This window comes from Stenotrophomonas rhizophila (genome assembly GCF_007667275.1).
Lineage (GTDB): Bacteria > Pseudomonadota > Gammaproteobacteria > Xanthomonadales > Xanthomonadaceae > Stenotrophomonas > Stenotrophomonas maltophilia_AE.
In genome coordinates this window covers 161,962-186,324 of record NZ_VDQT01000003.1, presented here as the reverse complement: position 1 = coordinate 186,324, position 24,363 = coordinate 161,962, and the positions used below count along the sequence as shown (strand labels likewise).

The window sequence follows — 24,363 nt, the reverse complement described above, 5'->3', positions numbered from 1 at the left end:
TCTGTATAGGATTTACGGAAGCGTTTCATGCCCTACCCCGCCCGTGCCTTGGCGCTTGCCATTGCGTCGCTGCTGGTCTTCAGCGCCGCCGCGCCAGCCGAGGCCGCCAAGAAGAAGGCCAGCCGTCCGGCAGCCGCGCAGACGCGCCAGGCCAAACCCAAAGCCAAACCCCGGGCACGGCCCGCCGCCGCGCCGGCCCGCCAGCCGCTGGTGCGCCAGCAGAGCAAGGCCGCCCAGCTCGAACGCATCTACGATGAGTACTGGGATGCCTCGATGCGGCTCAATCCGCTGCAGGCCACCTTCCAGGGCGACAGCCGCCACAACGACCAGCTGCCCAACATCCTCTCGGCCGCGTACCGCCAGCAATCGCACGACTTCACCGAAGAGTGGCTGGGAAAGGTTGAAAAGATCGGGCCCGACGGCCTTACCGGCCAGGACCTGCTGAGCTACCAGATCTTCGTGCGCGACGCGCGCATGTCCCTGGCCAATGAAAAGTATCCCGGCTGGATGCTGCCGGTGAGCCAGTACTACAACCTGGGCAGCATCATGGCCATCCTCGGCTCCGGGTCCGGCGCGCAGCCGTTCAACAGCGTGCAGGATTACGACGCCTGGTCGCGGCGCTCGCTGGGCATCCCGCCGCTGTTCGAACAGGCCATCGCCAACATGCGCGACGGCATGCGAGCCGGCGTGGTGCAGCCGCGCGACCTGATGGAGAAGGTGTTGCCGCAGCTGGATGCGGTGATCAAGCCGACCGCCGAGGAGAGCATCTTCTGGGCGCCGGTGCGCAACATGCCCGATGACTTTTCCGAGGCTGACAAGACCCGCATCACCGCCGAATACAAGCGCATGATCGAGTACCGGCTGATGCCGGCCTACCGCGCCCTGCGCGGTTTCATCGCCACCGAATACCTGCCCGCCACGCGCAGCAGCGATGGGCTGTCCGCGCTGCCCAACGGCCTCGCCTGGTACAGCCAGAACATCGTGCAGAGCACCGCCAGCACGCTGACCCCGCAGCAGATCCACGCGCAGGGCGAACAGCGCGTGGCGCAGCTGCAGGAACAGATCGCGGCGGTGATGAAGGAAAACCGCATCCGCGGCTCGCAGCAGAAGCTGCTGCGCACCATGCGCACCGACAAGGACTTCCAGTACGCCAGCCCGGACGCGCTGCTGGCCCGCTACAAGCAGTTGCAGCAGCAGGTGGGCGCGCGCCTGCCGACGCTGCTGGGCACCCTGCCCAAGGCACCGCTGGAAATCCGCGCGGTGGAGGCCGACCGTGCTGCCAGCGCGGCGGCGGTGAGCTACCAGCCACCGCTGCCCGATGGCATGCGACCGGGCGTGCTGTCCGTGAACACCAGCGCCCTGCCCAGCCGCCGGCGCTGGTCAGCACCGGCGCAGTTCCTGCATGAAGGCATTCCCGGCCACCACGTGCAGCTGGGCCTGCAGCAGGAACTGGACAAGCTGCCGCGTTTCCGCCGCTTGGGCGGTGACGTCGCCTTCGTGGAAGGCTGGGGGTTGTATGCCGAATCGCTGGGCGATGCCCTCGGCGTTTACCAGGACCCCTACGAGCGCATCGGCTACCTGCAAGGCGCCCTGACCCGCAGCGCACGCATGGTCGCCGACACCGGCGTGCATGCTCAAGGATGGAGCAAGAAGCAGGCGGTGGATTACCTGGTCAAGACTGCGGACATGCCGGTCGCGGATGCGACCGCGGAAGTGGAACGCTTCATGGCCCTGCCCGGCCAGACCCTGGCCAACGGCCTGGGCGAACTGAAAATGATCGAGCTGCGCGACAAGGCCCAGCGGACCCAGGGCGCCAGCTTCGACCCGAAGCGCTTCCATGCCGAAGTGCTGCGCGATGGATCGATGCCGCTGGATATCCTGGAAGCGAAGATCGATCGCTGGATCGCCGCGCCCGCCGCCGTGCCGGCGCTGACCCCCTGAAACGGAAGCGGGCCGCAATGCGGCCCGCCGTCCTCCTCAATCTTCGTCGGGTTTCGGACCGAGCTTTTCCTCATCGCCCATGATCATGGCCAGCATGAAATCGATGGTCCACTGGTTCTTGATCATTTCATCGGTGATGGCCTTCCGCTCTTCCGGCGTAAGGTGCGCGAAAGGGTCCGGCGGCGGCTTGGTCGGCGACTCCTCCAAGGCCGTCTGCATGCGCTGCAGCAGCGCCTGCGACTGTCCGGCCGGGGTCAAGGAGGCAGCGGGCGCAACGGCCCCCAGTTTTTCCAGCATCATTTTTCCACTCCAGCAAGGTCTACGGGGAACGGCAACCGTTTGAGCCGGGCATCGATCCCGGCGGCATACGCACCGGCGCGCTGACGCGCGGCCGTTTCCAGTGCAGCGGCATCCACGCTGGCTTCCACGGCCGCCGCGATGGCAGTGACCGGGTCCAGTTCAAACAGCAGCGGGCCGGCCTTGAGCATCGGCAAAGCCGAACGCGTGGGCATGAGCTGCAGCGCAGGCGGGGTCGGCATCTGCGCCAAGGCTGCGCGCACCGCATCAGCCAGCGCGGGGGTTCGATCCGGCACATGCAGCACCAGGTCGCTGGAACCCGACCCGAGCAGCTGCTCGCAGCGCCGGACCACCAGGGCCGCGTCTACGCCTTCGGCGGCCAGGCTGGCGCCAATCACCTCGCGCAGCTGCCCCAGCACCGCCGCACGCAGCGCCTGTACATCACCCAGCGCGGCGGCCAGCAGCGGCACCGCTTCGCTGATCGCATCGGCGTAGCCCTGCTCGAAACCGTCCATGCGCGCCTGCGCCACGGCAGCATCCACCTGGGCCGGAACATTTCCCAGCACGTGGGCCGCGCGACGCCGCGCGGCCGATTCCAGCTGGTCCGCGCGCGCCGCATGGCCCAACGCGCTGGGTGCGATCACCCCGCCCTGTGCATGGCGCAGCGCGTGCTCAGGAAAGCTTTTCAGCATAGGTCACCGCATTCCAGAAGAGATCCATGTCGACGTGCCCGCTGTCTGGCGGACACTCGTTTTCCGCCCGCATCGGCAGGAACGGCAGGCACAGCCGCGTCGACAGCCATGCCGGCAGCAGCAGGCCGAGCGGCTGCAGTTCAGCGCCGCCCCAGCGCAGCAGGGTGTCGGCGAGGCTGACAGCAGGCATGGCAGGCAGCACGACGGGTCGGTCGTCGCCGTAACCCGCGCGCATGAACGCCTGCACGGTGGCAGGCAAGGCCGCGCAGCCGCGCTGTGCCGGTACCCAGTCGCGCAGCCGGGCGGCGCCCATCAGCGTGGCGACCTGCGGCAGCCGCGGCCACAGCCCGATCAGGCGTCGTGCCAACGGGTCGTCCGGCGCCTGCAGCGACGCCGGCAACGGCAGGCGTCGCTGGCGCAGCAGCGCGGTGTTCAACCAACGCTGCTGATCGGCGGTGCCGCCGGCATACACCGCCTGCCAAGGGCGGTAATACGCCGCGGGCGCGTACGCGATGTGCAGGGCCTCATGCGCCACGCCAGCGGCCCCCGGCGGGGTTGTTGCCACGCTGCGCCGACAGCCGCTGCCATAGGCCGCGCACCCTGCTGCCCACGGCAGGCACCAGGCGAACCAGCACCCAGCCGCCCAACAGCAGAAGCACGGCAATGCCGCCACAAGCCACGATCCAGCCCAGGGGCAGGCTGCGATCGGTGCCGGCGGTCACCGCCAGCGTGCGCGGGCCTTCCACCTCGGTCAGGATCACCGACACGTTGTCGTACTCGATGCCGTCGAAGGTATTGCGCAGGAAACGCTTCACCGACTGCAGCAGCACCTCCTCGTCGATCCCGGGATGGTGCGCGACCACCGCCGCCACATGCATGCGGCGGCGTTCGGCGCGACGCCCTTCGGTACCCAGGTTGGCGTCGTAGTTCAGATGCACGCGAGTGGAGTGCACGCCGTCCAGCAGTTGCAGCGATTCCTCCAGCCGCTGTTCCACCGCGGAAATCAGCCGGGCACGTTCGCCCAGAGGGGTACTGACCAGGCTGTCAGCCGGGAACGACGCGGCCACCTGGCTGCGCGGGGCCGACGGCAGGTCGTTGCGCTGCATGAGCTCGATGGCTTCGGGCAGGTCGCGCGGCGAAACGTTCACCTGGAAACCACCCTTGCCCACGTTGAGCTTGTCGGCATCGATATTGTGGCGAAGCAGTACGGCGATGACCTCGTTGGCCTGGCGCTCGTCCAGGCCCTCCAGCAGCGGCTTGCGCGCGCAGCCGGCCAGCAGCAGCAGCGCAAGCACGGGCAGCAGCAGGCGCCGGCCGCTCCAGCGGCGCAGCGCCGCCACGATAGGCGGCATGTTCATGACTTGAGCAACGTCTCCACGGTCTTGTTGGCGTGGTTGGCCAAGCCGGCGGCCACGATCATGCGCTTGGTGTAGTCGGCCAGGCTCAGCTGCAGTTCCAGCAGTGCCGCCGGGCTGGATGCGGTGGCCGGGTTGTTGCTGGCGGCCTGGATCGCCGCCAGGTCCTCGCCTGCGCCGACGTAGGTCCGGGCCAGGGCCTGGCTCATGCGATCGGAAAGCGTTACGGCGCTGCCCTCCGCGACACCGCTGGCATCGATGTCGGTTGCGATCTGGGTTACTAGCACGGGGAAAATCTCCTGCGGGACGTGCCCGCGTGGGGTGCCGACACCGGCGGCATGGCCACCGGTGCCGGTGCGTCATCAACCCAGGTTGCGGGCGTTCTGCTTCTGCATGTCCGACAGGCTCTTGGCCGAGTTCGACTGCAGGGTGCGGTAGGTCGTGTAGCCGGACAACGCGGTCTGGTACTTGGCCAGGTAGGCCGGGTTGGTCGGATCACCCTCGACGCCCCCCTCCTGGCCATCGCCGGCCAGGGCCTTGAAGGCCTCGTCAAGTTGCTCCTTCAACGTCGTGACGCCATGGTCGAATCGATCGCTGTGATCGCCGAGCCAGCCCCACTCCTTGAAATCGGGCGTGTACTTGGACGCCTCGAACTTGTTGGCATCTGTCATTGCATTTACTCCAGGAAAAGGAAATGGATCAACGGCTGCCTGCCGTCGAGAAATCCCAGCGACCCTCGCCCACGGAGAGCAGCTGGTCCTGGGAATACTGGTAGGAACGCCCCTTGAGCAGGTCGTCCCACAAACGAATGCTGATGCGCACGCGGCGCTCGCCCCACTGCTGCACGAAGTCGTCGCGGTAGCGCGCCATGGCATGCAGCGAGGCGTCGTCCAGGAACACATCGTTGGACACGCTCGCGCGCCCGGCCTGTGCGCCGGTGCGGGTACTGATGCCGCGCGCGCGCAGCTCGGCACGGGCGATCTCCACCAGCTGCGCGTCGCCCACCGAACGCACGTCGATGCGGGTGGCATACGGCATTTGCGGAGCCAGCAGCGCCTGCACCTGGCGGCGGCGCCCGGCGTCATCCAGGCCGAGGGCGGTGATCACTACTTCCGGCTCCTGCGGGCTGCGCAGGCGGATCACCGCATACGGCACGCCGGCACTGTCCAGCACCGCGCCGATGCGCGCCGCCTCGGCGTTCCGCTCGCGGTACTGATCATGCAGGCGACCCGCGCGCTGGCTGGCGCGCTGGCCCCAGGCCACCGCCTCGGCGCTGTCGCCGAACGCATACAGGCGCCCGTCTTCGTCGTGCACCACGGTGTAGGTATAGGGGGACCTGGCCAGGGCCGTTTCCAGCGTACGCACCTGGGCGGCCGGGCGCTGCCGGTCGTAACTCCACCAGCCGCCGGCCGCGACCAGCGCGACCACGGCTGCCGCGGCGGCCCAGCCGCGCAGACCGGCTGCACGTGTTGGTCGCGGCGTGGCGTGCGGCGCGCTGCCCTCGTCCACAACCACCGGAAGCCGGTGGTCAAGCACCGCCGACGACCACGCCTCACCTTCCGCCCGCACCGCCAGCGCAAGGCCGGCGACATGCACCACCGCATTGAGTGGCAGTTCCTGCGGCGACCAGCGGTCATGGCCTTCGGCGCGGACTTCCAGCCGTGCGCCTTCGTCGGCCACCTGGATCCGGAACGACGCCGGTGCCAGATCGCCAGGGATGTAGAACACGTTGTCGGCGTTGGCCAGGGTGGCGCCCAGCTGGTTCTCGTGCAGGCTGCGCGCCGAACCAACATGGAACACGGTGTCGCCAGGCGACAGGGTAAATTCCACGCCATCGAGCTGGCCGGAAAGCAGTTTCAACTTGTGGGCGGAGAGCATGGGCGTCCGGGTATAAATCAGGGGCGAATGCGCGATGCAAGAGGGCATTGCGGCGACGACGCGCAGACTGACAGTTACCCTGAAACCCAACCATGAAAGAAGTTTCAATGTCCGCGCACTGCATTTTCTTGTAGTACGGCACGCACGGCGGTGCTGCAGCGAGCCGCGATCAGCAGGTGATCAATACAGCCCGGCGCGGTACAGCGCGGTGACCCGCGTGACGTACTGGCGCGTTTCCTTGAACGGCGGAATGCGATTGCCATGGCGCTGTACCGCGCCCTCGCCTGCGTTGCAGGCGGCCAGCATCAGCTCCAGGTCGCCGCCAAAACGGCGCTTGAGCCACACCAGGTAAGCGGTGCCGGCGCGCAGGTTCTGCAGCGGGTCGAACAGGTCGTCGGCACCGAACCGTTTGCCGGTGGCCGGAATCACCTGCATCAGCCCGAGCGCGCCCGCATGCGAGCGCGCCTTCGGGTTATAGGCGGATTCAACGCTGATGATGGCGTGCAGCAGGCGAGCCTCCACGCCGTGCTCGGCGGCCACCTGCTCGATCATGGCGTTCCAGCGCGAGGCCGCGCGTGGGGCGGCGCGGGGTGCGGGTGATGCCTTGGGTACGACGGGAGAGGGCCGGTACGGCCGGTGTGGGTCGAACGCCTTGGCCCCCTCGCTGGGGGCAGCGCTGATCTGCAGCTGGCCATGACGGTCCAGGCTGGCGTAGAACGGCGCGGCGCTGGCCGGCGCGGTGGCGGCGGCCAGCGCCACCACCCACGCCGCAGGCAGCGTCTTCACTGCAGGGCTTCCGGATCCATGATGGCAAGGTACAGGTCGGCGAGAGTGACCACCTGCTCCATCAATTCCGGATCCGGAAGCCGGCCGCATGCCTCTTCGATCTGGATCAGCAGCGCATGCATTTCCAGCGAATCCACCTGCAGGTCTTCCACAAGCCGCTGCTGCGACCCGATCTCTTCCAGAGGCCGCCCAAGATGGGCGGCCGCCAGTTTTCGCAGGTCCTGCAGGGTCAGTGCCGTGGTCACGTCGCGGCCTGCGCTGCCGCGCGTTTCTGGAACGATTCCGTCAGCTCCTGGATGAGGGCGTCCATGCTGTCAGCCGAATTTGAGATATGGACAGACGGCTGAGCCCTCAGCGCTGCGGTGAGAGACGGCTGGGTCGACCACAGGGTCACGGGCGCTTGGTCAATGGTGCTCTGGCTCTTTGCATGGACGACATGCTCGTGGTGCTCTACATGTACAAGCTTCTCCTCTGGCCCGTCGGTCGACGCATCACTTACCTGGACGTGGCGAACCGGCGCGAACGACAGATCAAGGTCCTGCACACGCGGGTACTTTTGCAGACGCGCCGATTCGACGTCGGCCACCCGCTTGACAGGGGTGTCCCAATCACGTTCGTTCAGTCGTGTGGGCGACCCGTTCCCGGAATCCTGGCTGTCCTCCGAGACGCCTCGCTTAAAGGGCGCGAGGGAATAGGTGTCAGTCGACTCGTCACCGGCAGTCTTCCCGAGTTCCGCAGACCTTCGCAGGCGAAGCATCTGGACAGCCTGCTCAAGCGCGACCATGTGCGCCGACCGCGGCACAGGCGCCGTGCCGTCATTCGCTGCCTTGACGAACGCACCGGGTTGCTGCAGTTCTTCGTTGCGAGGTCTCGGCCCGAGGTTGGACGAGTTCAGCGTTCTTCCAGCGAATACCTGGCTCTGCGGCTGCGGATCCGAGTTCTTGACGATCTGTGCGACGCCGCTTCCAAGGCGCGATGTGCTACGGGCAAACTGCAGCCCTTGATCAACACCCGCCTGGCGCTGCAGCTCACCCCTGGGAGAGCGGGAATCGGCGAGGATCTCGGCGCGCGTTGGGCTGCGGTCGTCGCTGGACGACATCGTATTGGAGAGCGAGCGCAAGCTCACATTGGCGCCCCTCAGATCGGACTGCGCCACCGGACTGGACTCCGGCTGAGCTGAAAGCGTCCGTGGCGGCATTGCGCGAGCTGTCGGGGTACTTGCGGAATACAATGCTTCCATTCTCTTTTTCCTCATTGAAGCGAATGCAAGGTCGAGCGTGGTGTCCGGGCTCCTGATGGCAACCGACGTTGCCTTCGCAGGCCGCCGCTTGTAGTGCTCCAACACGTGCTTCGGGGAGAGATTGCCGGGTCCATGCTTGTCGATAAGCTTGATCAACTCAGGCTTCTCCGCGTCCACAGGCGTCCCGACCCTGCCGGTGCTGAATGGGGTGAACGAATCGCTGGACGCCAGTGCGCGCCGATCGCGGTATTCCGCGAAGTCGCTAGCCAGGATGCTTGGCTCCCCATTTCCGTACTGGACCATCCTGCGGGGACCAATCGGCTGCAGCGGATCGCGCGGACGCGGGGTCTGCTCTCTTCCAAGCGCCTGCAGATACCTTTCGAACTCACCCAATACTGCGGCGCCATCTAACGGTGCTGCGCCACCGGGGTCGAAGCGCTCTGACTGATGCGGTGCCAACACCTGGCCAGCGCCCAGTCGCTGCTGATGAGCATGTCGGTTCGAGCTGTCGGCATGATCCGTCCCGTCAGATTGAAGACTGGCGCGGTCGGGCGCATCTTCCAAGGGCGGAACATCCCCCAGGTCGTCACCCGGCGGCACTACGCCGTTAGCTCCGCGCTGCAGCAAGTCGTGCAGTGGCCGGCTGTCGGAACGGTCTGTCTGATCATCGCCGCCCAGCTGCCGCCGCACGAGCCCGCCACCATTGTCCTGATCCGGCGTCCGGTCAAGGCTACCGTCTGGCGGTATGACACCGTTCGCCGGGTTGTGGAGCTGGTATTGCCGTTGCTGACCGGAGCGATCAATCTCGTCGGTCCCGCCGGTGTGATTCTGCAAGAGTGCCCAGGCCCTGTCGTTGGGGTTGATCGGGCCGAGATCAAGGTCAGGAGGCAAGGCGTTGTTCGACGCATTGCTCAGATGCTCTCGCCCTTGGGGGGGATGTTCTGAGTTATCAGTCTGGTCAACGCCGGCGCCCCTGCGATCTGCCTGGTACCTCCCCGCGTCAAGGTCGGGCATCGAATCCAGCTCTCCGTCCAACGGGCCCGTACCCACCGACGCGTTGTTCCGACGCTCATTCTGCAGCTTCCTGGCGCGGACTTCTCCCGGTCCATTGCGCTCCCGCTCAGCCTGCAGCTCGCGCTCCAGCCGATCAATGTGATGCTCCTGGAAGCGCACGATCTCCGTCAGCCTGCCTCGCTCGTAGGAATCTTCGCGAGCATCGTTAAGGAGGTTGCGAATCTGTTCCAACTGCGCCCCACAGCGGTGGGAACCGCTGGATTGAGAATTGCCGCCGCAGTTGACAACGTTGTATAGAATCGGCGCCCCATCCTTGACACCTTGCTTGACCCACGCAGGGGCGTCCGCCGGCATATCGGGGCGCCGCAACCCGTCCGAATCGTCGCCTTCGCCTCCGCGCTGACTACGCAGGATGTACTCGGGCGTTTTCAGCAGCTGAATGACCGCGCTCTGCAGGTCCTCAGTGCCTCCAGACTCCAACTGAGATTTCAATACTTTATTCAGATGCCATGCGGCCTGTGCCTGCAATACCTCGCTCCACTCCGGCACTCCCTCGGTCTTCAAGAACGTATCGGCACGTTCGGGAAGTCGCTCAGCCAGACTGTCCATCATGGCTTGTGGCAGTACAGCCTGGGCTATACCGGCCAGCAATGCCGGACCGCCGATCTTGGCTGCACAGTGGGTCATGACCTTCTTACCCGCCGCAACCGCGTCGCAGACTTTCTCGGTGGTCGGGTACTGGGCCAAGTAGACCGCGTCGGGCTCAGCCAGCTCACACTTACCGGCCTTGATCCCTGTCTTTACGATGGCATCGTCGAGCTGCTTGAGATGCGTTGCCAGCTTTTCATCACCCGGCGATTCCCGCAGAAGAGCAGCGACGCCCTCCCGCACGGCGCCTATTGCAGTCAAATGGACCAGCAGCACCGGGCCAAGATTGTCGTTAGTACTATAGCTGAGCAACTCCAGTGTTCTACCCAAAGCTTTGGCGTCCTTCCCGGAAGCAGTCTGCATGGCCTCCTTCATGACATCGTGGGCATACCCGATCGCATCGCCATGCGACGTCTGCTCATGAATGCCTGGCGTCCTGCCTAGCTGGCACCGCGAAAAGCTGGGAGCATTGCGCACATCTTTCAGGGATAGCTTTCCCAACACACCACGCAGAAGCGCATTCTGCGGCGGCCGTGCCGCTGCGACCGACCCAACGGGATTTGTGTTTACATGAGGCATACTATCTCTCCAAACATCGATTTAAGCTTGTTTCTTGCGAGCCTCGATGAGACTTCGTTCTTGATTTGCAATGGTCACGTGATGCTCAGGCGCGGGGCGCCCTGACCACGTACTCGGGCGCCTTGAGCAGGTGGAATATCGCGTCCGTCAGGTTGTCGGCACCACCCATTTCCACGCCCACTCTCAAGCGTTGATCCAGCAGACTGGCGTGCCCGGGGTGCAGGACGACGCCGATCTTCGGTGTGCCCTCGGGCTGCTGGAACTTCGCCAACATGTCGGGATCTCGTTCGGAAATGCTGTTCGTCATCGCTTCCGGCAAAATGGCCTGGGCAATTCCACCCAATAACGCCTGACCACCAATCTGGGCGGCGCAGTCAGCCACGACCTTTTTACCAGCGGCGACTGCGTCACTTAACTTCCTGGACCGGCTGCAACCCTTGTAGGGGGAGTCAGGCTGACCGCGCGTGAATCTTCCCGCCCTGATGCCAATCCTTATGATTGCTGCGTCGAGCTTCTCCCGACATTGGGCCAACATAGGGTCACCAGGAACTGCGCGCAGCAAGGCGTCCACACCGGCCCGCGTCGCACCCGTCGCGGTGAGGTAAACCAGCAGCCCAGGACCCAGGTTATCGCCCGTCCGCACACTGAGAAGCGCAAGCGTTCTGTTCAAGGCAGCCGCCTCCCGGCGATTCGCCTTGGCCAGACCCGCGACCATCAGATCGTGGGATACGCCGATCGCGTGCCCGTGCGTCCTTCGCTCGTGTATGCCTGGCGTGTATGCGAGCTGGCAGCGGGTATAGCTTGGAGCATTCCTCACCTCACACAGAGACAGCCTATCCAGCACGCCGCTCAGGAATGGATTGAGAGGCGATTCAATCCGCACCGCAGGGCGGCTCGGGTCAGCGTTCACACCAAGCAAAGTGTCTCTCCAGGCAGCCATGGGTAACAGCCGAAGGTGGAAGGATCGGCTTACGCAATAGTGACGATGGACGAGCGCAGGCTCACTACAACAATTGCGAACTTTCCGCACACCCGCCTACCTGACCTTGCGACTCGGCGAATGCGGATGGTCAGGTGTTGTGCACGTAGGCCTTGTTCGCCTCCGACATCTTGTCAATCGATGAACTGAGGATCTTCACGATGTTGTCGTACTTCTGGGTCATTTCGTTTAGCTTTTCACCCAACACCTTGCTCACGTGCTTGATCTGCTCCATGTTGCTGTCCTTGGAGGAAACCCATGCGTTGTACCGGGCGCTGTCCCACGCGATGGACCAGTCGTCGCCGATTCCCGGATATGACGGCTTCTTCGGCATGCTTTCGACAAGCTGATCGACCGCGGAAAGATCCATCTTTACCTTGAAGCTTCCGTCATCTGCCTGCTGAACGGCCAGCCCTGGAAGCCCCAATGAATCCTTGAAAGATTCGGCCGCTGCCTCGCTCGAGAACGAAGCCAGCGCGTTCTCTGGCAGCGCGTACTTCTTCAGCAGCGCCTCGAGATCCTTCCGGACAATACCGAAGCCAATCATGACATCGCCTTTGTCGCCTTCGGCCTTGACCTTCAGCTTCTCCATGATGTCGGAGAATTCCTTATAGAAATCGAGGAACTTGGCGAGCGCGTCCTGATATTTGCTCAGCCATTCATTCTTCAGCACCTCCAGAAGCTCGCCGATCTGTGCAAAGAACTCGGCGTGCGAGTTCCAGACAAGACCACTGACATCTGTATCGGCAGGATTCTGCATGAGCGGCGATGAGCCTGGCTCGCCAGCCGCTGCGTCCTCGTTCGCCACCAATCCCGGTGCGATCTTTGGCAACAGGAAGGTGAGGGCCTTCTTCAGCTCCGCCTGGGTTCGAAGGGAATCATCCAGCGCAACACGCAGGCTGGACGCAAGGATGCCCTCCTTCTGCTTCTTCCGATTGAATTCCTCCAACGCGGCAGGATCGGCCAGAACCTCCGTATGCGGGGTGCCCAAGGTTCCAAGGCCCTGCTCCATGAGCTGAACGACCAGCGCTGCGCGCGTAGCTGCGGCCCGCGCTGCGCTCCGCATGGGGTGTCCCAGCTGCAGCAGCCGCGAACGGGTTTCCGGATCGAGGGCAGGTGCCTCCAGGATGCTTTGCTTGATATCCCCCTGCGACACCTGCAGAGGGTACGTGGTCACCGGTGTGCCGGCGTGCTTGGCGATTTCCATTGCGTACTCAGCATTTTTAATGATTCTGGCGCTGGTGGGAGACACCAGCCGGGTAAGGGTTGGGTGCGGCCGTGCCGCAGCGCCGCGCATTCCGCGGAAGCGGCCGACTGAGCTTGTCAGGTGCAGAGTGCGTGATCCATGCCATGTCTCTTCTTTGCTGCTGACCAGATGCGCTGTGACAGATCTCGCGCATCAAGTGTTGTGCACGTAGGCCTTGTTGGCTTCGGACATCTTGTCTATCGACGAGCTTAGAATCTTCACGATATTGTCGTACTTCTGGGTCATCTCATTGAGCTTCTCGCCAAGCACCTTACTGATGTGCTTGACCTGCTCCATGTTGCTGTCCTTCTGGGAGACCCATGCGTTGTATTGGGCACTATCCATCACCAGCGTGCTTGGCAGGGGCCAGCCAGGGATGTTCGGATTCTCCATGCTGGAAATGAGGTCATCCACCGCTGAGACGTCCATCTTTACGTGGAACTGCCCATCCTGCGCTGGGCCAGTCACCTTGAGCCCAGGAAGACCGAGCGAATCCCTGAACGCCTTGGCTTCCTTCTCCGATGAGAACGAGGCAAGCGCATTGTCGTCGAGGCCATATTCCTTGGCCAGTTTGGTGAGCTCTGCATGTACCTCGCTGAAGTCGATCTTGACATTCCCCTTGTCGCCCGAGGCGGACGGCTTCAACCCCTCCATGATGTCGGAGAACTTCTTATAGAAATCGAGGAACTTCGCCAAGGCGTCTTGATACTTGCTCAACCATTCATTCTTCAGCACTTCCAGCAGCTCGCCGATCTGTGCAAAGAACTCGCCGTGCGAGTTCCAGACAAGACCACTGACATCTGTATCGGCAGGATTCTGCATCTGTGGCGATGAGCCTGGCTCGCCTGCCGCTGCGTCCTCGTCCGCCACCAATCCCGGTGCGATCTTTGGCAACAGGAAGGTGAGGGCGTTCTTCAGCTCAGCCTGGGTTCGAAGGGAATCATCCAGCGCAACACGCAGGCTGGACGCAAGCGTGCCCTCCTTCTGCTTCTTCCGATTGAATTCCTCCAACGCGGCAGGATCGGCAAGAACCTCGGTGTGCGGGGTGCCCAACGTTCCAAGGCCCTGCTCCATGAGCTGAACCACCAGTGCGGCGCGCGTAGCTGCGGCCCGCGCTGCGCCCCGCATGGGGTGTCCCAGCTGCAGCAGCCGCGAACGGGTTTCCGGGTTGAGCGCGGGTGCTTCCAGGACGCTTTGCTGGATATCCCCCTGCGACACCTGCAGCGGGTACGTGGTCACGGGTGTGGCGGCGTGCTTGATGATCTCCATGGCGTCCTCAGGACTTCTGAATGATATGGGCGCTGGTAGCGGAGATCAGGTTGAGCAGGCTTTCGTACAGCTGTGCTGCTGCGTCGCGCATCTCACGGGAACGGACGGCCTGGTCCTGCTGCTCATCGGCGATGCGCCGGAAAACGTCCGCGACCTGAAGTGCAAGCTGGCGCTCTGCTTCGGTCATCTCGGCCTCGATCTGCACACCTGCCGAGATCGTGTTTCCGAGGCCCGGCCCCAGCATGGTCAGGACTGCGCTCTGGTTGGCCGGAATCTGCGCTTGCGCCATGGAATTTGCATTGGCTTGATGCAGGGGCTCAGGCGTCTGCCCTTCTGCACCATTCCTGGCCGAGTGATTGATTGCGCGCGTGTCCGCGTGCAGATCAGCCTGGATATCCGCGTTGGGCTGTCCGCCATTCCTCTGGGCCTGCACCGGACTCCCGTCCAGGTTCCGCGCATCGCGAAGCTGGTCGGCGGGGGTCCCAGCGGCCTTGATACCGCCGCTCGTCCTCGCATCTGCGACGTTCGCGTTGGTCCCGACATTCTGATTCTTCTTCAGGCTGCTGGCCTGGATGTCGGTCGCCTTGACCGTACGCTGCATCGCCGCACCGCCAATCACGCCGGTGAGTGCCGCCGCTCCCACGGCACCACCGAAGCCCTCCTTCGCCTTTTCAACCCCCTTGTCGCCGGCGATGATCGTGATGTTGCGCTGCATTGTCACCATCTGCGCGCTGTTGTCGCGATCGTGCTTTTCCAGCTTCAGCAGGAGCTGCCGCAGCAGCGCCAGCAGGCTGCTGAAGGGGCTGGAGACCAGCCAGCCACCTGCGTTGGCGGAGCGGTCGGTTGCGTCTGCGTCTACGCCGGTCGTGCCGTCCACCGGCGCGGAAGGTGTTGTGCCGTCGTTGAGTGAGCGGACAGAGCCGTGGGTCGTGACCCCTTCGGCTGCGCGAATGATGGCGCCCTCCTCGGCCTTGGCCGGATCCTGGCTGCCGATCAGAGCGGACAGTACCGTCGGCAGCTTGCTCATGATCCCGGTCAGGCGGACGCTTGCCTCATGTACGGTGATGGTGGCCGGTCGCAGCTGCACCGGCACCGCAGGGCTGCTGCGGTCGTCGCCGGCCTCCGGGCCAACCAACAGCTTCCCAGCGACCGCATCGGTGAGGAGGCGGACGATGTCTTCGTCCATGGGAAGCAGTTCCGACGGGACGGAGGTGTCCTGCCCATGGGCGCCCTTCAGGTTCGACTCCAGGATCAGCGGAGTGGAGCGCGCGGTGTTGAATGTGATTGCGTCAGTCATTGAGTAGTCCTTGAAGGGGTATGCTGTTCGGAGCGCGGCTCAGGCGGCCGCACTACCGATGCGGGAGGTGACGAAGCGTGCGGCGTCGTGCTGTGATTCCTGCACGTTGGTCATTTCCCTGAAGAGATCGGCGACCAGGTTGTTGGTCTGCATGAAGTACTCGAGGATCTTCTGGATGAGGTCACGGAAGATCTTGCTGTCGACCAGTCCGGTTTCCAGTTCCTTCATCACCTTGGCAGCCTTCACGTACATGTCGGCGATCATGACGTTGACGACGCCCTGACTGGTCTGGTTGGCGAACTGAAGCACGTGCGACGCCTTGAGGGCCTGCCCGGTTCGCACCACCAGCGTGTCGGAGTCGCTGCCGATGACCTTGGCGGTCGTCTTGCTGATCGCTTTGGCAACATCGTCCACGGTCTGGCCCACCGCACGCGCGGCTGCCTTGATCATCTGCGGCAGCGCCTTGCTGATGGCCGCGGAAACTGCCCGGGTGACCGCCTGGGCCAACTGCTGCACGGCGGCGGTGCCGGCTACGCGCTTGGTCAGTACCACGGCGGCGATGATCATGGCGGCGACGGCGATGACACCGAGCACGTCCTTGATCTTGTCGACGATATCCTTCGGCAGACCGAGCTGGGTGAGAACGTCGCCGATGACATTGCCAACCACCTTCACCAGCTCCATCACCAGTTTCATGATGGGTTCCATGATCTTGCCCATCACGTTCAGGCCGAGCTCTTCGCCGATTGCCAGGGCAAGACCCACGCCGGCCAGCACCATGCTGGCGCCGCCGGTGAACGGTGCAGCCACCACGGCCACCACGGTCACCACCCAGCCGATGATCTTGCCGATGCAGCCCATCTTCTTCTGCGCTGCTTCGGCCTTGGCCACCTGTTCCTGGTACTCCTGCGAGCGGCGCATGTTCTCGGCCTCGCGCAGGCGCAGCACTTCCTGGATGAGCTTCGTTTCGGCTTCCAGCTTGGCGTCGTTGGCCTTGCCGATGATTTCCTGCAGCACGGCCAGCAGTTCGCCGAGCAGTGCCGCGTTGGTGCGCGCCTTGTCGTCACCGCGCGCACTGACGCTGCCATTCGGGTCCAGCTTGTCGGCCTGGCTCTTGAAGTCTTCCAGATCGGTGAGGGCCTGGTTCAACGCAGCAGACGCCTTGACGAGCTCTTCAATGCCCGCATCCATCTTCAACTGTGCTTCCGCGGCTTTGCCCTTGGCGGCCTCGAGCTCGGCGCGGATGCTGTCCTGGTCCTCCGGCGCGGCTTCCGCCAGAGCCTGCTCCAACCGCTTCACCTCGGCTTCGGCCTGCTTCAGGGCCTCGGCCGCGGCAAGCAGCTCACCCTCGGCAGACTCCATGCCGGCCATGGCCGCTTCCACCACTTCCTGCGCGAGGCGGATGGCGTCAGACAGTTCGGCGGCGGTGGCGGCGCGCTGCGCCAGGCGCTGCTTTACCAGTTCCAGCTGCGAGGACAGGCTGCGGCTGTTCTCGGTAGTGATCAGCTCGCTGAGCTGCATGGCCAGGAAGGTCATGGCCGCTTCCGGCGTCATCGGTGCCTGCACCGCACGGATGGCCGCCTGCTGCTGGGCAGCGCGCAGCAGGCGCGGCAGGTCGGCCCGGCGCAGTGCCGGCGCATTGTCATGGGGTGCTTCCGCCTCGGTCGTCGCCGCGTGACGCTCGCCGGCGGCGTCCGCCAGCAGCTTCTGCACCTCGGCGTCGATGTGCAGGATGCGCTGCAGCGATGCGGCGCCGAAGCCGGCGGCCGCCGTGGCGGCTTCAGCGCGACCCGCGGACGTGGACGTGAAAGCCAGCGGCGTCAGGCCGGCGGAAGCGGTGATGTTCATGCGGAATCGGTTTCCTCGGTGGTATCGGGAGGGGCGTCGCCCTGGTTGGCCAGCGCCTGCAGGTAGACCCGGGCCCGCGAGAGCAGGGCCGGGTCGGTGGAACGCAGCTGCACGGTTTCGAAGCAGCCCTTGGCCATGCCGAGCTTGCCCATGGCGAGGTGGCATTGACCGACATGCAGCATCGGACGCTCGTCGTTTTTCAGCAGCGCGTAGGCCAGCGCATACATGTCGATGGCCTTGGCGTATTCCTTCTTCATCTGCAGCACCGCGGCCAGGCCGAGCGCGTAGTCGCCGTTGTAGAAGTCGTACAGGTACAGGAAGCGGAAGAACGTTTCGGCCTCGTCGAGGCGACCGTCGGTGTAAAAACGGTGCGCATAGGCGTAGACGCTCTCCAGCAGGTCGTCACTGACCCCTTTCAGGTCCTTGATCGCGGCGCCGGTCTGCGCGCCTTCGAACAGCAGCTGGGCCATTTCATCGAGCGCGGCCTGGTCTGCGTCAGTACCGGTGGGGGTGTCGTGGGCGTCGTGGGCTTGGGTCATGGTGGGTACCGGGTTGTGGCCAACGGCGCTGCAGGACAAGCACAGTTTGGCGGGGTTGCAAAGGGGGGGCTTTCGGGATTCCCTCATTCAGGCGTGGCTGCAGGGTCGATCGCATCGGCATCGGGCGTGGCGTCCGCTGCGTGGTTGCGCTCGATGTCCTTCAGCCACAGCAGGATGCGGGTGATGGGTGTGGTCAGCTCGGCCGGAACGAACTGGTAGCGGCGTACCCGCGCGTACACCGCGCGCGCCACCGGGATGTCGCGCACCACCGGCACGCCGACCCGCTCGGCCAGGGCGATGACCTTGCGCGCGCGGTTGCCGCGCTCACGCAGCGACACAAACTGCAGGCCGGGGTAGTCGGGATGGATGTAGATGCCGACCGCGATGTGCGTGGGGTTGGCCAGGATCATCGAGGAACCGGCGACGTCCGACTGGGTCTGCGCCGACAGCTCTTCGCCGATCTCGCGACGGCGCTGCTTGATCTCCGGGTTGCCGTTGTGGTCCTTGTGCTCCTGCTTGACCTCGTGCTTCTCCATGCGCATTTCGCGGATGTACAGCCGGTATTCGATGAACGCGGCCGCCAGTACGATCGGCGCCAGCACCGCCAGCAGCAGCGCGGTGCTGCGCCAACCCACGCTGTGCCAGATCGCCCCGGCGGCCTTGTCCGGCATCTGCACCTGGGCGAACACGGTGGGCGCGAACAGCTTCCAGGCCAGGACCACGAACACCAGCCCGGCCAGCAGGTACAGGGTGGCGGTGATCACGCTCTTGACCGTCTTGAGCGAGAACAGGTTCTTGAAGCCGGAAATGGGGTTGACCCGGGCCAGGTCCACGCGCACCGCTTCGGCGGCGATGACGCCCCGGCTCTGCAGCAGCGACACCAGTACCGCCGCGACGATGGCGGTCGCGCCCACCGGCACGGCAATCCACAGGAATGCCACGGCGGCCTGCCATGCGGCTTCGGCCGGGGTCAGGGTGAAGCCGCGTTCGGCCATGCCGCGATAGAAGCCCTGCAGGGCACGGCTGGAGGTCATCGTGGCCAGTGCGATCAGCCCCGCCACCAGCATGGCGGCGGCGGCGAGATCGCGGCTGACGTAGCTCTTGCCTTTCTTCGACTCCTTCAGCAGGCGGTGCGGGGTGGGCTTTTCGGTCTTCATTGCGGTGCCGCCATCAGCATCTGCAGGGCGTCGGTGCTGTCGCGGATCAGCGGCACGTGCTGGGCCAGCGTGGGCATCAGGTAGAACAGCAGGGCAATGAAGGCGATGTAGGACTTGACCGCCAGCGAGATCGAGAACGGGTTCATCTGCTGCGCGAAACGCGACAGCACGCCGAGCAGCACTTCGACCAGGAACAGCAGCAGCAGCACCGGCAAAGCCATGCGCACCGCGCCGGCCAGCAGGACGCCGGCGAAGTCCTGCACGCGCGCCAGGTCCAGGGTCATGGCGCCGCCCATGGGAATGAGCAGGTAGCTGTCCTGGATCACTTCCAGCAGCACGATCATGCCGTCGGTGGCCAGGAACACCACCACGCTCATCAGCTGCAGCAGGTTCGAGGTCTCGGTGGCCTCCACGCCGCTGACCGGGTCCAGCATGGCGCCGATGCCGGCACCGCGCTGGTTGTCGACGATGGCGCCCATGCCGTGGAAGATGTGGAACGGCAGGGCGACCACCAGCCCGATCGCGCTGCCGATCAACACTTCACGCAGCACCACGCCTGCGGTGGAGACGATGTCGGGCGGCACGATGGCGCCGGCGGTGGACGGCCACAGGCCGATCAATACCATCATGGTGACCACGGTGCGGGTCATCTTTGCTGGCATGACGCCGGGCGACAGGTACGGAATCCATGCCAGGCAGGCCCCGATGCGGGCCATGCCGAGCAGGGCGGTGACCCCATGGTCGCGGGCCAGCGCGACCAGTTCGACGTCGAGCGCGGAAAGCTGCACGTGCCTAGCCGGTCAGTGCGGTGTGCAGGGCCAGCCGGGCGAAATCCAGCATGCGCGCGGACATCCACGCCATCAGCACCAGCAGGCAGGCGATCACTGCCAACAGCTTGGCGCCGTACGGCAGGGTCTGCTCCTGCAGCTGGGTAACGGTCTGGAACAGGCCGATGACCAGGCCGACGATGGTGGCCACCGCCACCGGCGCGGCCGACAGCAGCAGGATCAGCAGCAGGCTCTTGTTGCCCATGAACATGATCGCGTCCATGGCTAGATCGGCACGTCGAGATACTGGCGCACCAGACCCTGCGAGAGCAGGCTCCAGCCGTCCATCGCCACGAACAGGATCAGCTTGATCGGCGCGGAGATGGTCACCGGGCTCATCATCATCATGCCCAACGACAGCAGCACGCTGGACACCACCAGGTCGATCACCACGAACGGCAGGTACAGGTAGAAGCCGATGCGGAACGCATCCTTGAGCTCGCTCAGCGCGTAGGTGGGCATCAAGGCGAACAGCGAGCGCTCATGCGGCTCCAGGTCCGGCACCGGCACCCCGGTGTCGACGTGGCGCGCACGTTCGAAGAACTTCAGCAGCTCCGGATCGGAATACGTGGCCAGGTAGACCTTGTAGCCATCCAGGCTGCTGTCCAGGAACGTGACCACCGCGGCCACCGAGTTCAACGGCGCGTCCAACGCCAGGTAGGCGTCGTACATGGTCTGCACGATGGGCTGCATCACGTAGAACGCCAGCATCAGCGCGAGCGCGTTGAGCACCATGTTGGAGGGCACCTGCTGCAGGCCCAGGCCGTTGCGCAGCAGCACGAACACCACGGAGAACTTCAGGTAGCAGGTGCCGGCGGCGATCAGGAACGGAAGCAGCGCCGCCATCGACATGACCGCGATCAGCGAGATGTCGTTGTTGACGAAGTTCATGGCAGCACGGGCGCCTGCGCCAGTTGCACGCCCAGCTGGTCGCCAACCTGGACCAGTTCGCCGCGGGCGACGACCTGGCCGTTGACGCGCAGCTGCAGCTGCTTCCACGCGTCATGCGGCAGGTTGAAGACGGTGCCCGGCTGCAGGCCATCCAGTTCGCCGATGGACTGCTGCAGCTGGCACAGCACCACGTCCACGGTGACCGGCAGGCGCCGGATGTCGATGCCGGTGGCGGTGGCGGTGCCGGACGGAGCCGGCTCGGGTGCGGCGGGTACGGCGAGGTCGGCGGTGGCGTCTTCGTCGTCGAGGAAATCGAAGGGTGTGTTCACGGAAATGGTCTCAAGGGTGAAATCGAAGGCGTACAGGCGACGGCGCGCGGTGCGTGCGACCGGGGCCAGCTGGTCGAGCAGCACCACCGCGCCGGGTGCCAGGGTGCGCAGGCGGTGCAGCGGCAGCCGCAGGCGGGCGATGCCCAGTTCCACCGGCAGGCGCAGTGCGCGTGTGACCGGCGCAAGCGCCGACGAGGGAGCGGCGTCGATCTGTTCGATCCAGGCGGGCCCCTGCGCGGTCGGCAGGCACGGCTGCGGACCGTCGCCCAGGGCGAGCGCGCTGACCGGGACGACCTCGCACAGGCGGACCTCGGCGTCGGGCGCGCCGGGAATGTCCAGCAAACGCTGCTCCGGCAGCCAGCACGCCAGCGCCTGCGCGTCGACCAGTTCGGACCAGGCCAGGCCCGCCAGTTCGGGCAGCATCGCCGGGCACCAGTGCTCTGCGGCCAGCGTCAGGCGCAGCGCCCCGCTGCGGCCGGTTACCTGGAAGCGCAGCATCGCGCCCCGGGTCGGCAGCGGTTGCCAGGCCGGCGCCAGGCCGGCGCGCGCGCAGCCGGCCAACGTGGCCGCGATGGCGGCGCGGTCCGCACCGAGGACGGGGAATGGCCAGCGTGGCGCGTTCATGACGCGTCCTGGTCGCGATGGCGACGCTGGCGTTCATCGGTAGCGCTGTCGCTGCTTTCCACCGCGATGAGCAGATCGGTACCGGTCGGCGCGACGGACGACGCGAGTGCGTTGCCCACCCGCGCCGTGGACGGCTGCATGTGCAGCAGGCGGCCGCCTTCCAGGCGTGCGGTGACGGAATGCCCGGCGCCCCAGCTGTTGAATGCCACGTGCACCTCGCTGCCTGCCGAGGTACGGCGGGCCATGGCGGTCTGCAGTGCTTCGGCCTGGCGCGCCGCGTGGACGTGCTGGCGCGTGCCCAGGTTCGCCTCGTCGCGGCGTGCATCGGCGCGAGTCTGGCCTTCAGGCGCAGCGCTTTGCTCCACGGGCGATGCAACGGCAGCCACGGCAGGAGGCGCCGAGGTAGTGTCAGCGGCCGCTGCGTCCACCGGGCGCGCGCGCGCCATGGCCGATGGCGGCGACGTGGGCAGCGCACCCTCCGCGCCCACGCCTGCGCTGCCGGCAGTCCCGCGCGGTTGCAGGGGCGCCGGCGTGGACGCTGGCGTCACTTCAACCGCGACCGGTGTCGGTGATGCATGCGGGACGCGTGCCTCGGTTTTTGCCTCAGGACTACCTGCGCCAGCGTCTGCCCGTCCAGGCGACGCGCTGGCGCGGTCTGCGACACCGGGCAGGACCCCGTGGTCTGCCTCGCCGGCGCTCACCGGCGCGGGGGTTGTCACGTTGGTCGGGTCGGCTGTGGGCGCGGCCGCCCCCGTCACGGCGGTGGCGACCGGCGCGAGTGCGGATGCGACCTTCCCTCCCCCGCTAATCGTGTCCTCTGTCCTGGTTTTGCCGGATACCAGGCTGACCACGGCGGATCGCGGCGCCTTCGCGGAAGGCGCGCGGCGATCCGGGCGCGTCGCTGCATCTGCATCGACGGGGCTGCCCGCCTTGCGTTCCGGCGTCGGCATGGCGATGTTGGGCAAGGCGAGCTGCGCGTCCCCGCGCGGCGCAACGGGCGGCTGCAGCTGTTCGACCTGCTCGGGATCCTCCGGCACTGCGGGATCGTCCGACGCCTTCTCCGGCGCGGGCCGTGCTACATCGTCGCGCGGCGGCACAGGCTGGGGCAGCGGTGGCAGGCGGGTGTGCAGGCGTTCGCTCAATGGCACCGCGTCTACCGGTGTCGTGGCGAGGTGGGGGGGCTGCGGGGCGTGGATCGTTACCGACATGCGTGTTCCTCTTGAACCTGGCGCTCCTGGCGGCGCTGTCGCGCCTGCCGGAGCTTCTGATCGATGTGCGCGCCCACCGCCTGCAGGCGACGCGCGCGCGAGTGGTGTACCGCGGCGTCCTGGCGCAACTGCCGCTCTTCGTCGTGCGCAGCGGCCGCTTCTTCCTGCAGCTGGTCTGCGCGCAGGGCGCACTCCAGGACATGCGCGCGCGCAATGGCGACGCCACGCAGGCGTTCGAACAGGCGCTGCCGGTCCAGTCCGTGTTCTTCGCCCAGCTGGGCCTGCTGCAGCCGCTCATCGGCCTCACTGCGCAGCGCACGGGCGTCCGCTTCGCGCTGCGCGGCCTGGTCGGCCTGCGCGCGCGCATCGCGGCGCAGGCGCTGCGCACGATGGGTCAGCAACGTGGCCAGCTGGGCCGGGTCAGCGTGCGAGCGCATCGAGCGCCTCCACTGCCGCGTCCAGCGCAACCGGTTCATGCAGCCCCTGGCGCAGGAATGCCAGCAGGCGCGGTTCGCGTGCCACGGCGTCGTCCTGCTCCGGCTGCGCGCCGGGCCGGTATTCGCCGATGTCGCGCAGCAGCTGCAGGTCATCCAGGCGCCCCATCACCGCGCGCACGCGGGTGGCCGCGGCAGCCTGGGCGGCGCTGGCCAGCTGCGGGTACAGCCGGCTGGCGCTGCGCAGCACGTCGATGGCGGGGAAATGCCCGCGTTGTGCCAGCCGCGGACTCAGGTACACGTGGCCGTCCAGCAGCGATTTCACTTCCTCGCCTACCGGGTCCGGATCGGCGTCGTCCTCCAGCAGTACGGTGTAGAACGCGGTGATGCTGCCGACGGCCGCGTTGCCGGGCCGTTCCACCAGCCGCGGCAGCGCCTCGAACACGGACGCGGGAAAGCCACGCCGCGCCGGTGGCTCACCGGCCGAAAGCGCGACGTCGCGCAGGGCGCGCGCGTAGCGGGTGGCCGAGTCCATCACCAGCAGTACGCGGCTGCCCTGGTCGCGGAAGTACTCTGCGACGCGGGTGGCGACCATCGCCGCGTTGACCCGGGTCGCCGGCGAGGAATCGGAGGTGGCCTGCACGACGACGGTGCGCGCCCCGGTCGGTCCGTGGCGAATCGCGTCGACAAACGAGGCGACCTCACGGCCGCGCTCACCGACCAGGGCCACCACGCGTACGTCGCAGTCCGCGTTGGCCAGCAGCATCTCGACCAAGGTGGTTTTGCCGCACCCGGCGGCGGCGAAGATGCCCATGCGCTGGCCCTCGCCCACGGTGAGCAGCGCGTCCAGCGCACGGATGCCGGTCGCAAACGGGGTCAGGATCGGGCGACGTTGGCGGTAGTCCAGCGGCGCGGCCTGCACCGGCGCGGCCGTGGCGGTCGCGGTCGCCTCGGGTGCCTGTCCTTCGTGCAGCCGTTCCACGATCTCGCCGAAGCCATCCAGCACGCAACCCAGCAGGTGGTTGCCCAGCGCGACCTGGAGCGGTCGCCCGGTCGACGCCACCACCACGTCGGCCGCCAACCGGACCGGTGCGCCGATGAGTGCAAGCGTGGCCACGCCGTGGTCGACGCGGGTCACCACGCCGTGGGTCAGTACGCGGTCGTCGCACGCCGAGCGGCGCACGTGGCAGTGCTCGCCCACGGCCACGTCCGCCAGCGGCACGCGCAGTTCGCCCGCGCGCATCGCCAGCGGCATGGCGCAGGGGCGCCAGCAGGGCATGGCGGC

At 66.0% G+C, this 24,363-nt stretch carries 25 protein-coding genes; 1 reads left to right on the top strand and 24 read right to left on the bottom strand.

Annotated elements, in window-relative coordinates; genetic code table 11:
• Window positions 1–27: 27 nt before the first annotated feature.
• A complete protein-coding gene (locus FSZ13_RS11435; protein WP_145479756.1) occupies window positions 28–1,941 on the top strand; it encodes a DUF885 domain-containing protein in 1,914 nt (637 codons plus the stop codon).
• A 36-nt stretch (window positions 1,942–1,977) separates the two neighbouring features.
• On the opposite strand, the gene FSZ13_RS11430 is transcribed toward FSZ13_RS11435, so the two are convergent.
• The 24 genes from FSZ13_RS11430 to FSZ13_RS11320 all read right to left on the bottom strand — a co-directional run bounded on the left by FSZ13_RS11430 (window position 1,978) and on the right by FSZ13_RS11320 (window position 24,357).
• The gene (locus tag FSZ13_RS11430; protein ID WP_145479754.1) at window positions 1,978–2,238 is read right to left on the bottom strand and encodes a hypothetical protein; all 261 of its coding nucleotides are present in this window, start codon (window positions 2,236–2,238) and stop codon (window positions 1,978–1,980) included.
• Entirely contained in the window at window positions 2,238–2,930 is a 693-nt protein-coding gene (locus FSZ13_RS11425; RefSeq protein ID WP_145479752.1) for a hypothetical protein, read from the bottom strand. Before FSZ13_RS11425 ends, FSZ13_RS11430 begins: the two co-directional genes overlap by 1 nt.
• Window positions 2,911–3,465, bottom strand: a complete 555-nt coding sequence (locus FSZ13_RS11420; RefSeq protein WP_186308915.1) for a hypothetical protein — start codon at window positions 3,463–3,465, stop codon at window positions 2,911–2,913. Before FSZ13_RS11420 ends, FSZ13_RS11425 begins: the two co-directional genes overlap by 20 nt.
• On the bottom strand, window positions 3,455–4,288 hold the full coding sequence (sctJ, locus tag FSZ13_RS11415; RefSeq protein WP_186308914.1) for a type III secretion system inner membrane ring lipoprotein SctJ: 834 nt from the start codon (window positions 4,286–4,288) through the stop codon (window positions 3,455–3,457). The genes FSZ13_RS11420 and sctJ overlap by 11 nt, the downstream gene beginning before the upstream one ends.
• Window positions 4,285–4,572 carry a type III secretion system inner rod subunit SctI gene (sctI, locus tag FSZ13_RS18405; protein WP_186308913.1) on the bottom strand — a complete coding sequence of 96 codons (288 nt, stop codon included), beginning with the start codon at window positions 4,570–4,572 and terminating at the stop codon, window positions 4,285–4,287. Before sctI ends, sctJ begins: the two co-directional genes overlap by 4 nt.
• A gap of 75 nt (window positions 4,573–4,647) precedes the next feature.
• Complete coding sequence (locus FSZ13_RS11410; RefSeq protein ID WP_145479747.1) at window positions 4,648–4,956, bottom strand: EscF/YscF/HrpA family type III secretion system needle major subunit; 309 nt, start codon at window positions 4,954–4,956, stop codon at window positions 4,648–4,650.
• A 28-nt stretch (window positions 4,957–4,984) separates the two neighbouring features.
• Window positions 4,985–6,163 (bottom strand): PrgH/EprH family type III secretion apparatus protein, encoded by a 1,179-nt coding sequence (locus tag FSZ13_RS11405; protein ID WP_186308912.1) that lies wholly within the window; start codon window positions 6,161–6,163, stop codon window positions 4,985–4,987.
• A gap of 180 nt (window positions 6,164–6,343) precedes the next feature.
• On the bottom strand, window positions 6,344–6,949 hold the full coding sequence (locus tag FSZ13_RS11400; RefSeq protein WP_145479744.1) for a lytic transglycosylase domain-containing protein: 606 nt from the start codon (window positions 6,947–6,949) through the stop codon (window positions 6,344–6,346).
• Entirely contained in the window at window positions 6,946–7,194 is a 249-nt protein-coding gene (locus tag FSZ13_RS11395) for an acyl carrier protein (protein WP_186308911.1), read from the bottom strand. Before FSZ13_RS11395 ends, FSZ13_RS11400 begins: the two co-directional genes overlap by 4 nt.
• Window positions 7,191–10,214: a hypothetical protein gene (locus FSZ13_RS11390; RefSeq protein WP_145479740.1), complete on the bottom strand. Its 3,024-nt coding sequence runs from the start codon at window positions 10,212–10,214 to the stop codon at window positions 7,191–7,193. The genes FSZ13_RS11395 and FSZ13_RS11390 overlap by 4 nt, the downstream gene beginning before the upstream one ends.
• Window positions 10,215–10,515: 301 nt before the next feature.
• Window positions 10,516–11,100, bottom strand: coding sequence for a hypothetical protein (locus FSZ13_RS11385; protein WP_145479738.1), 585 nt, complete (start codon window positions 11,098–11,100; stop codon window positions 10,516–10,518).
• Window positions 11,101–11,500: 400 nt separating this feature from the next.
• Window positions 11,501–12,616 carry an IpaD/SipD/SspD family type III secretion system needle tip protein gene (locus tag FSZ13_RS11380; protein WP_186308910.1) on the bottom strand — a complete coding sequence of 372 codons (1,116 nt, stop codon included), beginning with the start codon at window positions 12,614–12,616 and terminating at the stop codon, window positions 11,501–11,503.
• 192 nt (window positions 12,617–12,808) lie between these two features.
• Window positions 12,809–13,924, bottom strand: a complete 1,116-nt coding sequence (locus tag FSZ13_RS11375) for an IpaD/SipD/SspD family type III secretion system needle tip protein (protein ID WP_145479734.1) — start codon at window positions 13,922–13,924, stop codon at window positions 12,809–12,811.
• Window positions 13,925–13,931: 7 nt separating this feature from the next.
• Window positions 13,932–15,221, bottom strand: coding sequence for a hypothetical protein (locus FSZ13_RS11370; protein ID WP_145479732.1), 1,290 nt, complete (start codon window positions 15,219–15,221; stop codon window positions 13,932–13,934).
• 39 nt (window positions 15,222–15,260) lie between these two features.
• Window positions 15,261–17,069, bottom strand: coding sequence for a type III secretion system translocon subunit SctE (sctE, locus tag FSZ13_RS11365; RefSeq protein WP_145479730.1), 1,809 nt, complete (start codon window positions 17,067–17,069; stop codon window positions 15,261–15,263).
• Window positions 17,066–17,608: a SycD/LcrH family type III secretion system chaperone gene (locus tag FSZ13_RS11360; protein WP_222116615.1), complete on the bottom strand. Its 543-nt coding sequence runs from the start codon at window positions 17,606–17,608 to the stop codon at window positions 17,066–17,068. The genes sctE and FSZ13_RS11360 overlap by 4 nt, the downstream gene beginning before the upstream one ends.
• An 83-nt stretch (window positions 17,609–17,691) precedes the next feature.
• Window positions 17,692–18,765 (bottom strand): EscU/YscU/HrcU family type III secretion system export apparatus switch protein, encoded by a 1,074-nt coding sequence (locus FSZ13_RS11355; RefSeq protein WP_145479728.1) that lies wholly within the window; start codon window positions 18,763–18,765, stop codon window positions 17,692–17,694.
• Window positions 18,762–19,553 (bottom strand): type III secretion system export apparatus subunit SctT, encoded by a 792-nt coding sequence (sctT, locus tag FSZ13_RS11350; RefSeq protein WP_145479726.1) that lies wholly within the window; start codon window positions 19,551–19,553, stop codon window positions 18,762–18,764. Before sctT ends, FSZ13_RS11355 begins: the two co-directional genes overlap by 4 nt.
• Before the next feature lie 4 nt (window positions 19,554–19,557).
• Window positions 19,558–19,815 carry a type III secretion system export apparatus subunit SctS gene (sctS, locus tag FSZ13_RS11345; RefSeq protein ID WP_145479724.1) on the bottom strand — a complete coding sequence of 86 codons (258 nt, stop codon included), beginning with the start codon at window positions 19,813–19,815 and terminating at the stop codon, window positions 19,558–19,560.
• 2 nt (window positions 19,816–19,817) lie between these two features.
• Window positions 19,818–20,483 carry an EscR/YscR/HrcR family type III secretion system export apparatus protein gene (locus FSZ13_RS11340; protein ID WP_145479722.1) on the bottom strand — a complete coding sequence of 222 codons (666 nt, stop codon included), beginning with the start codon at window positions 20,481–20,483 and terminating at the stop codon, window positions 19,818–19,820.
• Entirely contained in the window at window positions 20,480–21,436 is a 957-nt protein-coding gene (gene sctQ, locus FSZ13_RS11335) for a type III secretion system cytoplasmic ring protein SctQ (RefSeq protein WP_145479720.1), read from the bottom strand. Before sctQ ends, FSZ13_RS11340 begins: the two co-directional genes overlap by 4 nt.
• A complete protein-coding gene (locus FSZ13_RS11330) occupies window positions 21,433–22,644 on the bottom strand; it encodes a hypothetical protein (RefSeq protein WP_145479718.1) in 1,212 nt (403 codons plus the stop codon). The genes sctQ and FSZ13_RS11330 overlap by 4 nt, the downstream gene beginning before the upstream one ends.
• A complete protein-coding gene (locus FSZ13_RS11325) occupies window positions 22,635–23,081 on the bottom strand; it encodes a hypothetical protein (RefSeq protein ID WP_145479716.1) in 447 nt (148 codons plus the stop codon). The genes FSZ13_RS11330 and FSZ13_RS11325 overlap by 10 nt, the downstream gene beginning before the upstream one ends.
• On the bottom strand, window positions 23,065–24,357 hold the full coding sequence (locus tag FSZ13_RS11320; RefSeq protein WP_145479714.1) for a FliI/YscN family ATPase: 1,293 nt from the start codon (window positions 24,355–24,357) through the stop codon (window positions 23,065–23,067). Before FSZ13_RS11320 ends, FSZ13_RS11325 begins: the two co-directional genes overlap by 17 nt.
• Between the last annotated feature and the right edge of the window lie 6 nt (window positions 24,358–24,363).

Coding starts and splice junctions, on each gene's coding strand:
- FSZ13_RS11435 (WP_145479756.1), top strand. CDS start 28: ATGCCCTACCCCGCCCGTGCCTTGGCGCTTGCCATTGCGTCGCTGCTG.
- FSZ13_RS11430 (WP_145479754.1), bottom strand. CDS start 2,238: ATGCTGGAAAAACTGGGGGCCGTTGCGCCCGCTGCCTCCTTGACCCCG.
- FSZ13_RS11425 (WP_145479752.1), bottom strand. CDS start 2,930: ATGCTGAAAAGCTTTCCTGAGCACGCGCTGCGCCATGCACAGGGCGGG.
- sctJ (WP_186308914.1), bottom strand. CDS start 4,288: ATGAACATGCCGCCTATCGTGGCGGCGCTGCGCCGCTGGAGCGGCCGG.
- FSZ13_RS11410 (WP_145479747.1), bottom strand. CDS start 4,956: ATGACAGATGCCAACAAGTTCGAGGCGTCCAAGTACACGCCCGATTTC.
- FSZ13_RS11405 (WP_186308912.1), bottom strand. CDS start 6,163: ATGCTCTCCGCCCACAAGTTGAAACTGCTTTCCGGCCAGCTCGATGGC.
- FSZ13_RS11390 (WP_145479740.1), bottom strand. CDS start 10,214: ATGCAGACTGCTTCCGGGAAGGACGCCAAAGCTTTGGGTAGAACACTG.
- FSZ13_RS11380 (WP_186308910.1), bottom strand. CDS start 12,616: ATGGAAATCGCCAAGCACGCCGGCACACCGGTGACCACGTACCCTCTG.
- FSZ13_RS11375 (WP_145479734.1), bottom strand. CDS start 13,924: ATGGAGATCATCAAGCACGCCGCCACACCCGTGACCACGTACCCGCTG.
- FSZ13_RS11370 (WP_145479732.1), bottom strand. CDS start 15,221: ATGACTGACGCAATCACATTCAACACCGCGCGCTCCACTCCGCTGATC.
- sctE (WP_145479730.1), bottom strand. CDS start 17,069: ATGAACATCACCGCTTCCGCCGGCCTGACGCCGCTGGCTTTCACGTCC.
- FSZ13_RS11360 (WP_222116615.1), bottom strand. CDS start 17,608: ATGACCCAAGCCCACGACGCCCACGACACCCCCACCGGTACTGACGCA.
- FSZ13_RS11355 (WP_145479728.1), bottom strand. CDS start 18,765: ATGAAGACCGAAAAGCCCACCCCGCACCGCCTGCTGAAGGAGTCGAAG.
- sctS (WP_145479724.1), bottom strand. CDS start 19,815: ATGGACGCGATCATGTTCATGGGCAACAAGAGCCTGCTGCTGATCCTG.
- FSZ13_RS11340 (WP_145479722.1), bottom strand. CDS start 20,483: ATGAACTTCGTCAACAACGACATCTCGCTGATCGCGGTCATGTCGATG.
- sctQ (WP_145479720.1), bottom strand. CDS start 21,436: ATGAACGCGCCACGCTGGCCATTCCCCGTCCTCGGTGCGGACCGCGCC.
- FSZ13_RS11330 (WP_145479718.1), bottom strand. CDS start 22,644: ATGTCGGTAACGATCCACGCCCCGCAGCCCCCCCACCTCGCCACGACA.
- FSZ13_RS11325 (WP_145479716.1), bottom strand. CDS start 23,081: ATGCGCTCGCACGCTGACCCGGCCCAGCTGGCCACGTTGCTGACCCAT.
- FSZ13_RS11320 (WP_145479714.1), bottom strand. CDS start 24,357: ATGCCCTGCTGGCGCCCCTGCGCCATGCCGCTGGCGATGCGCGCGGGC.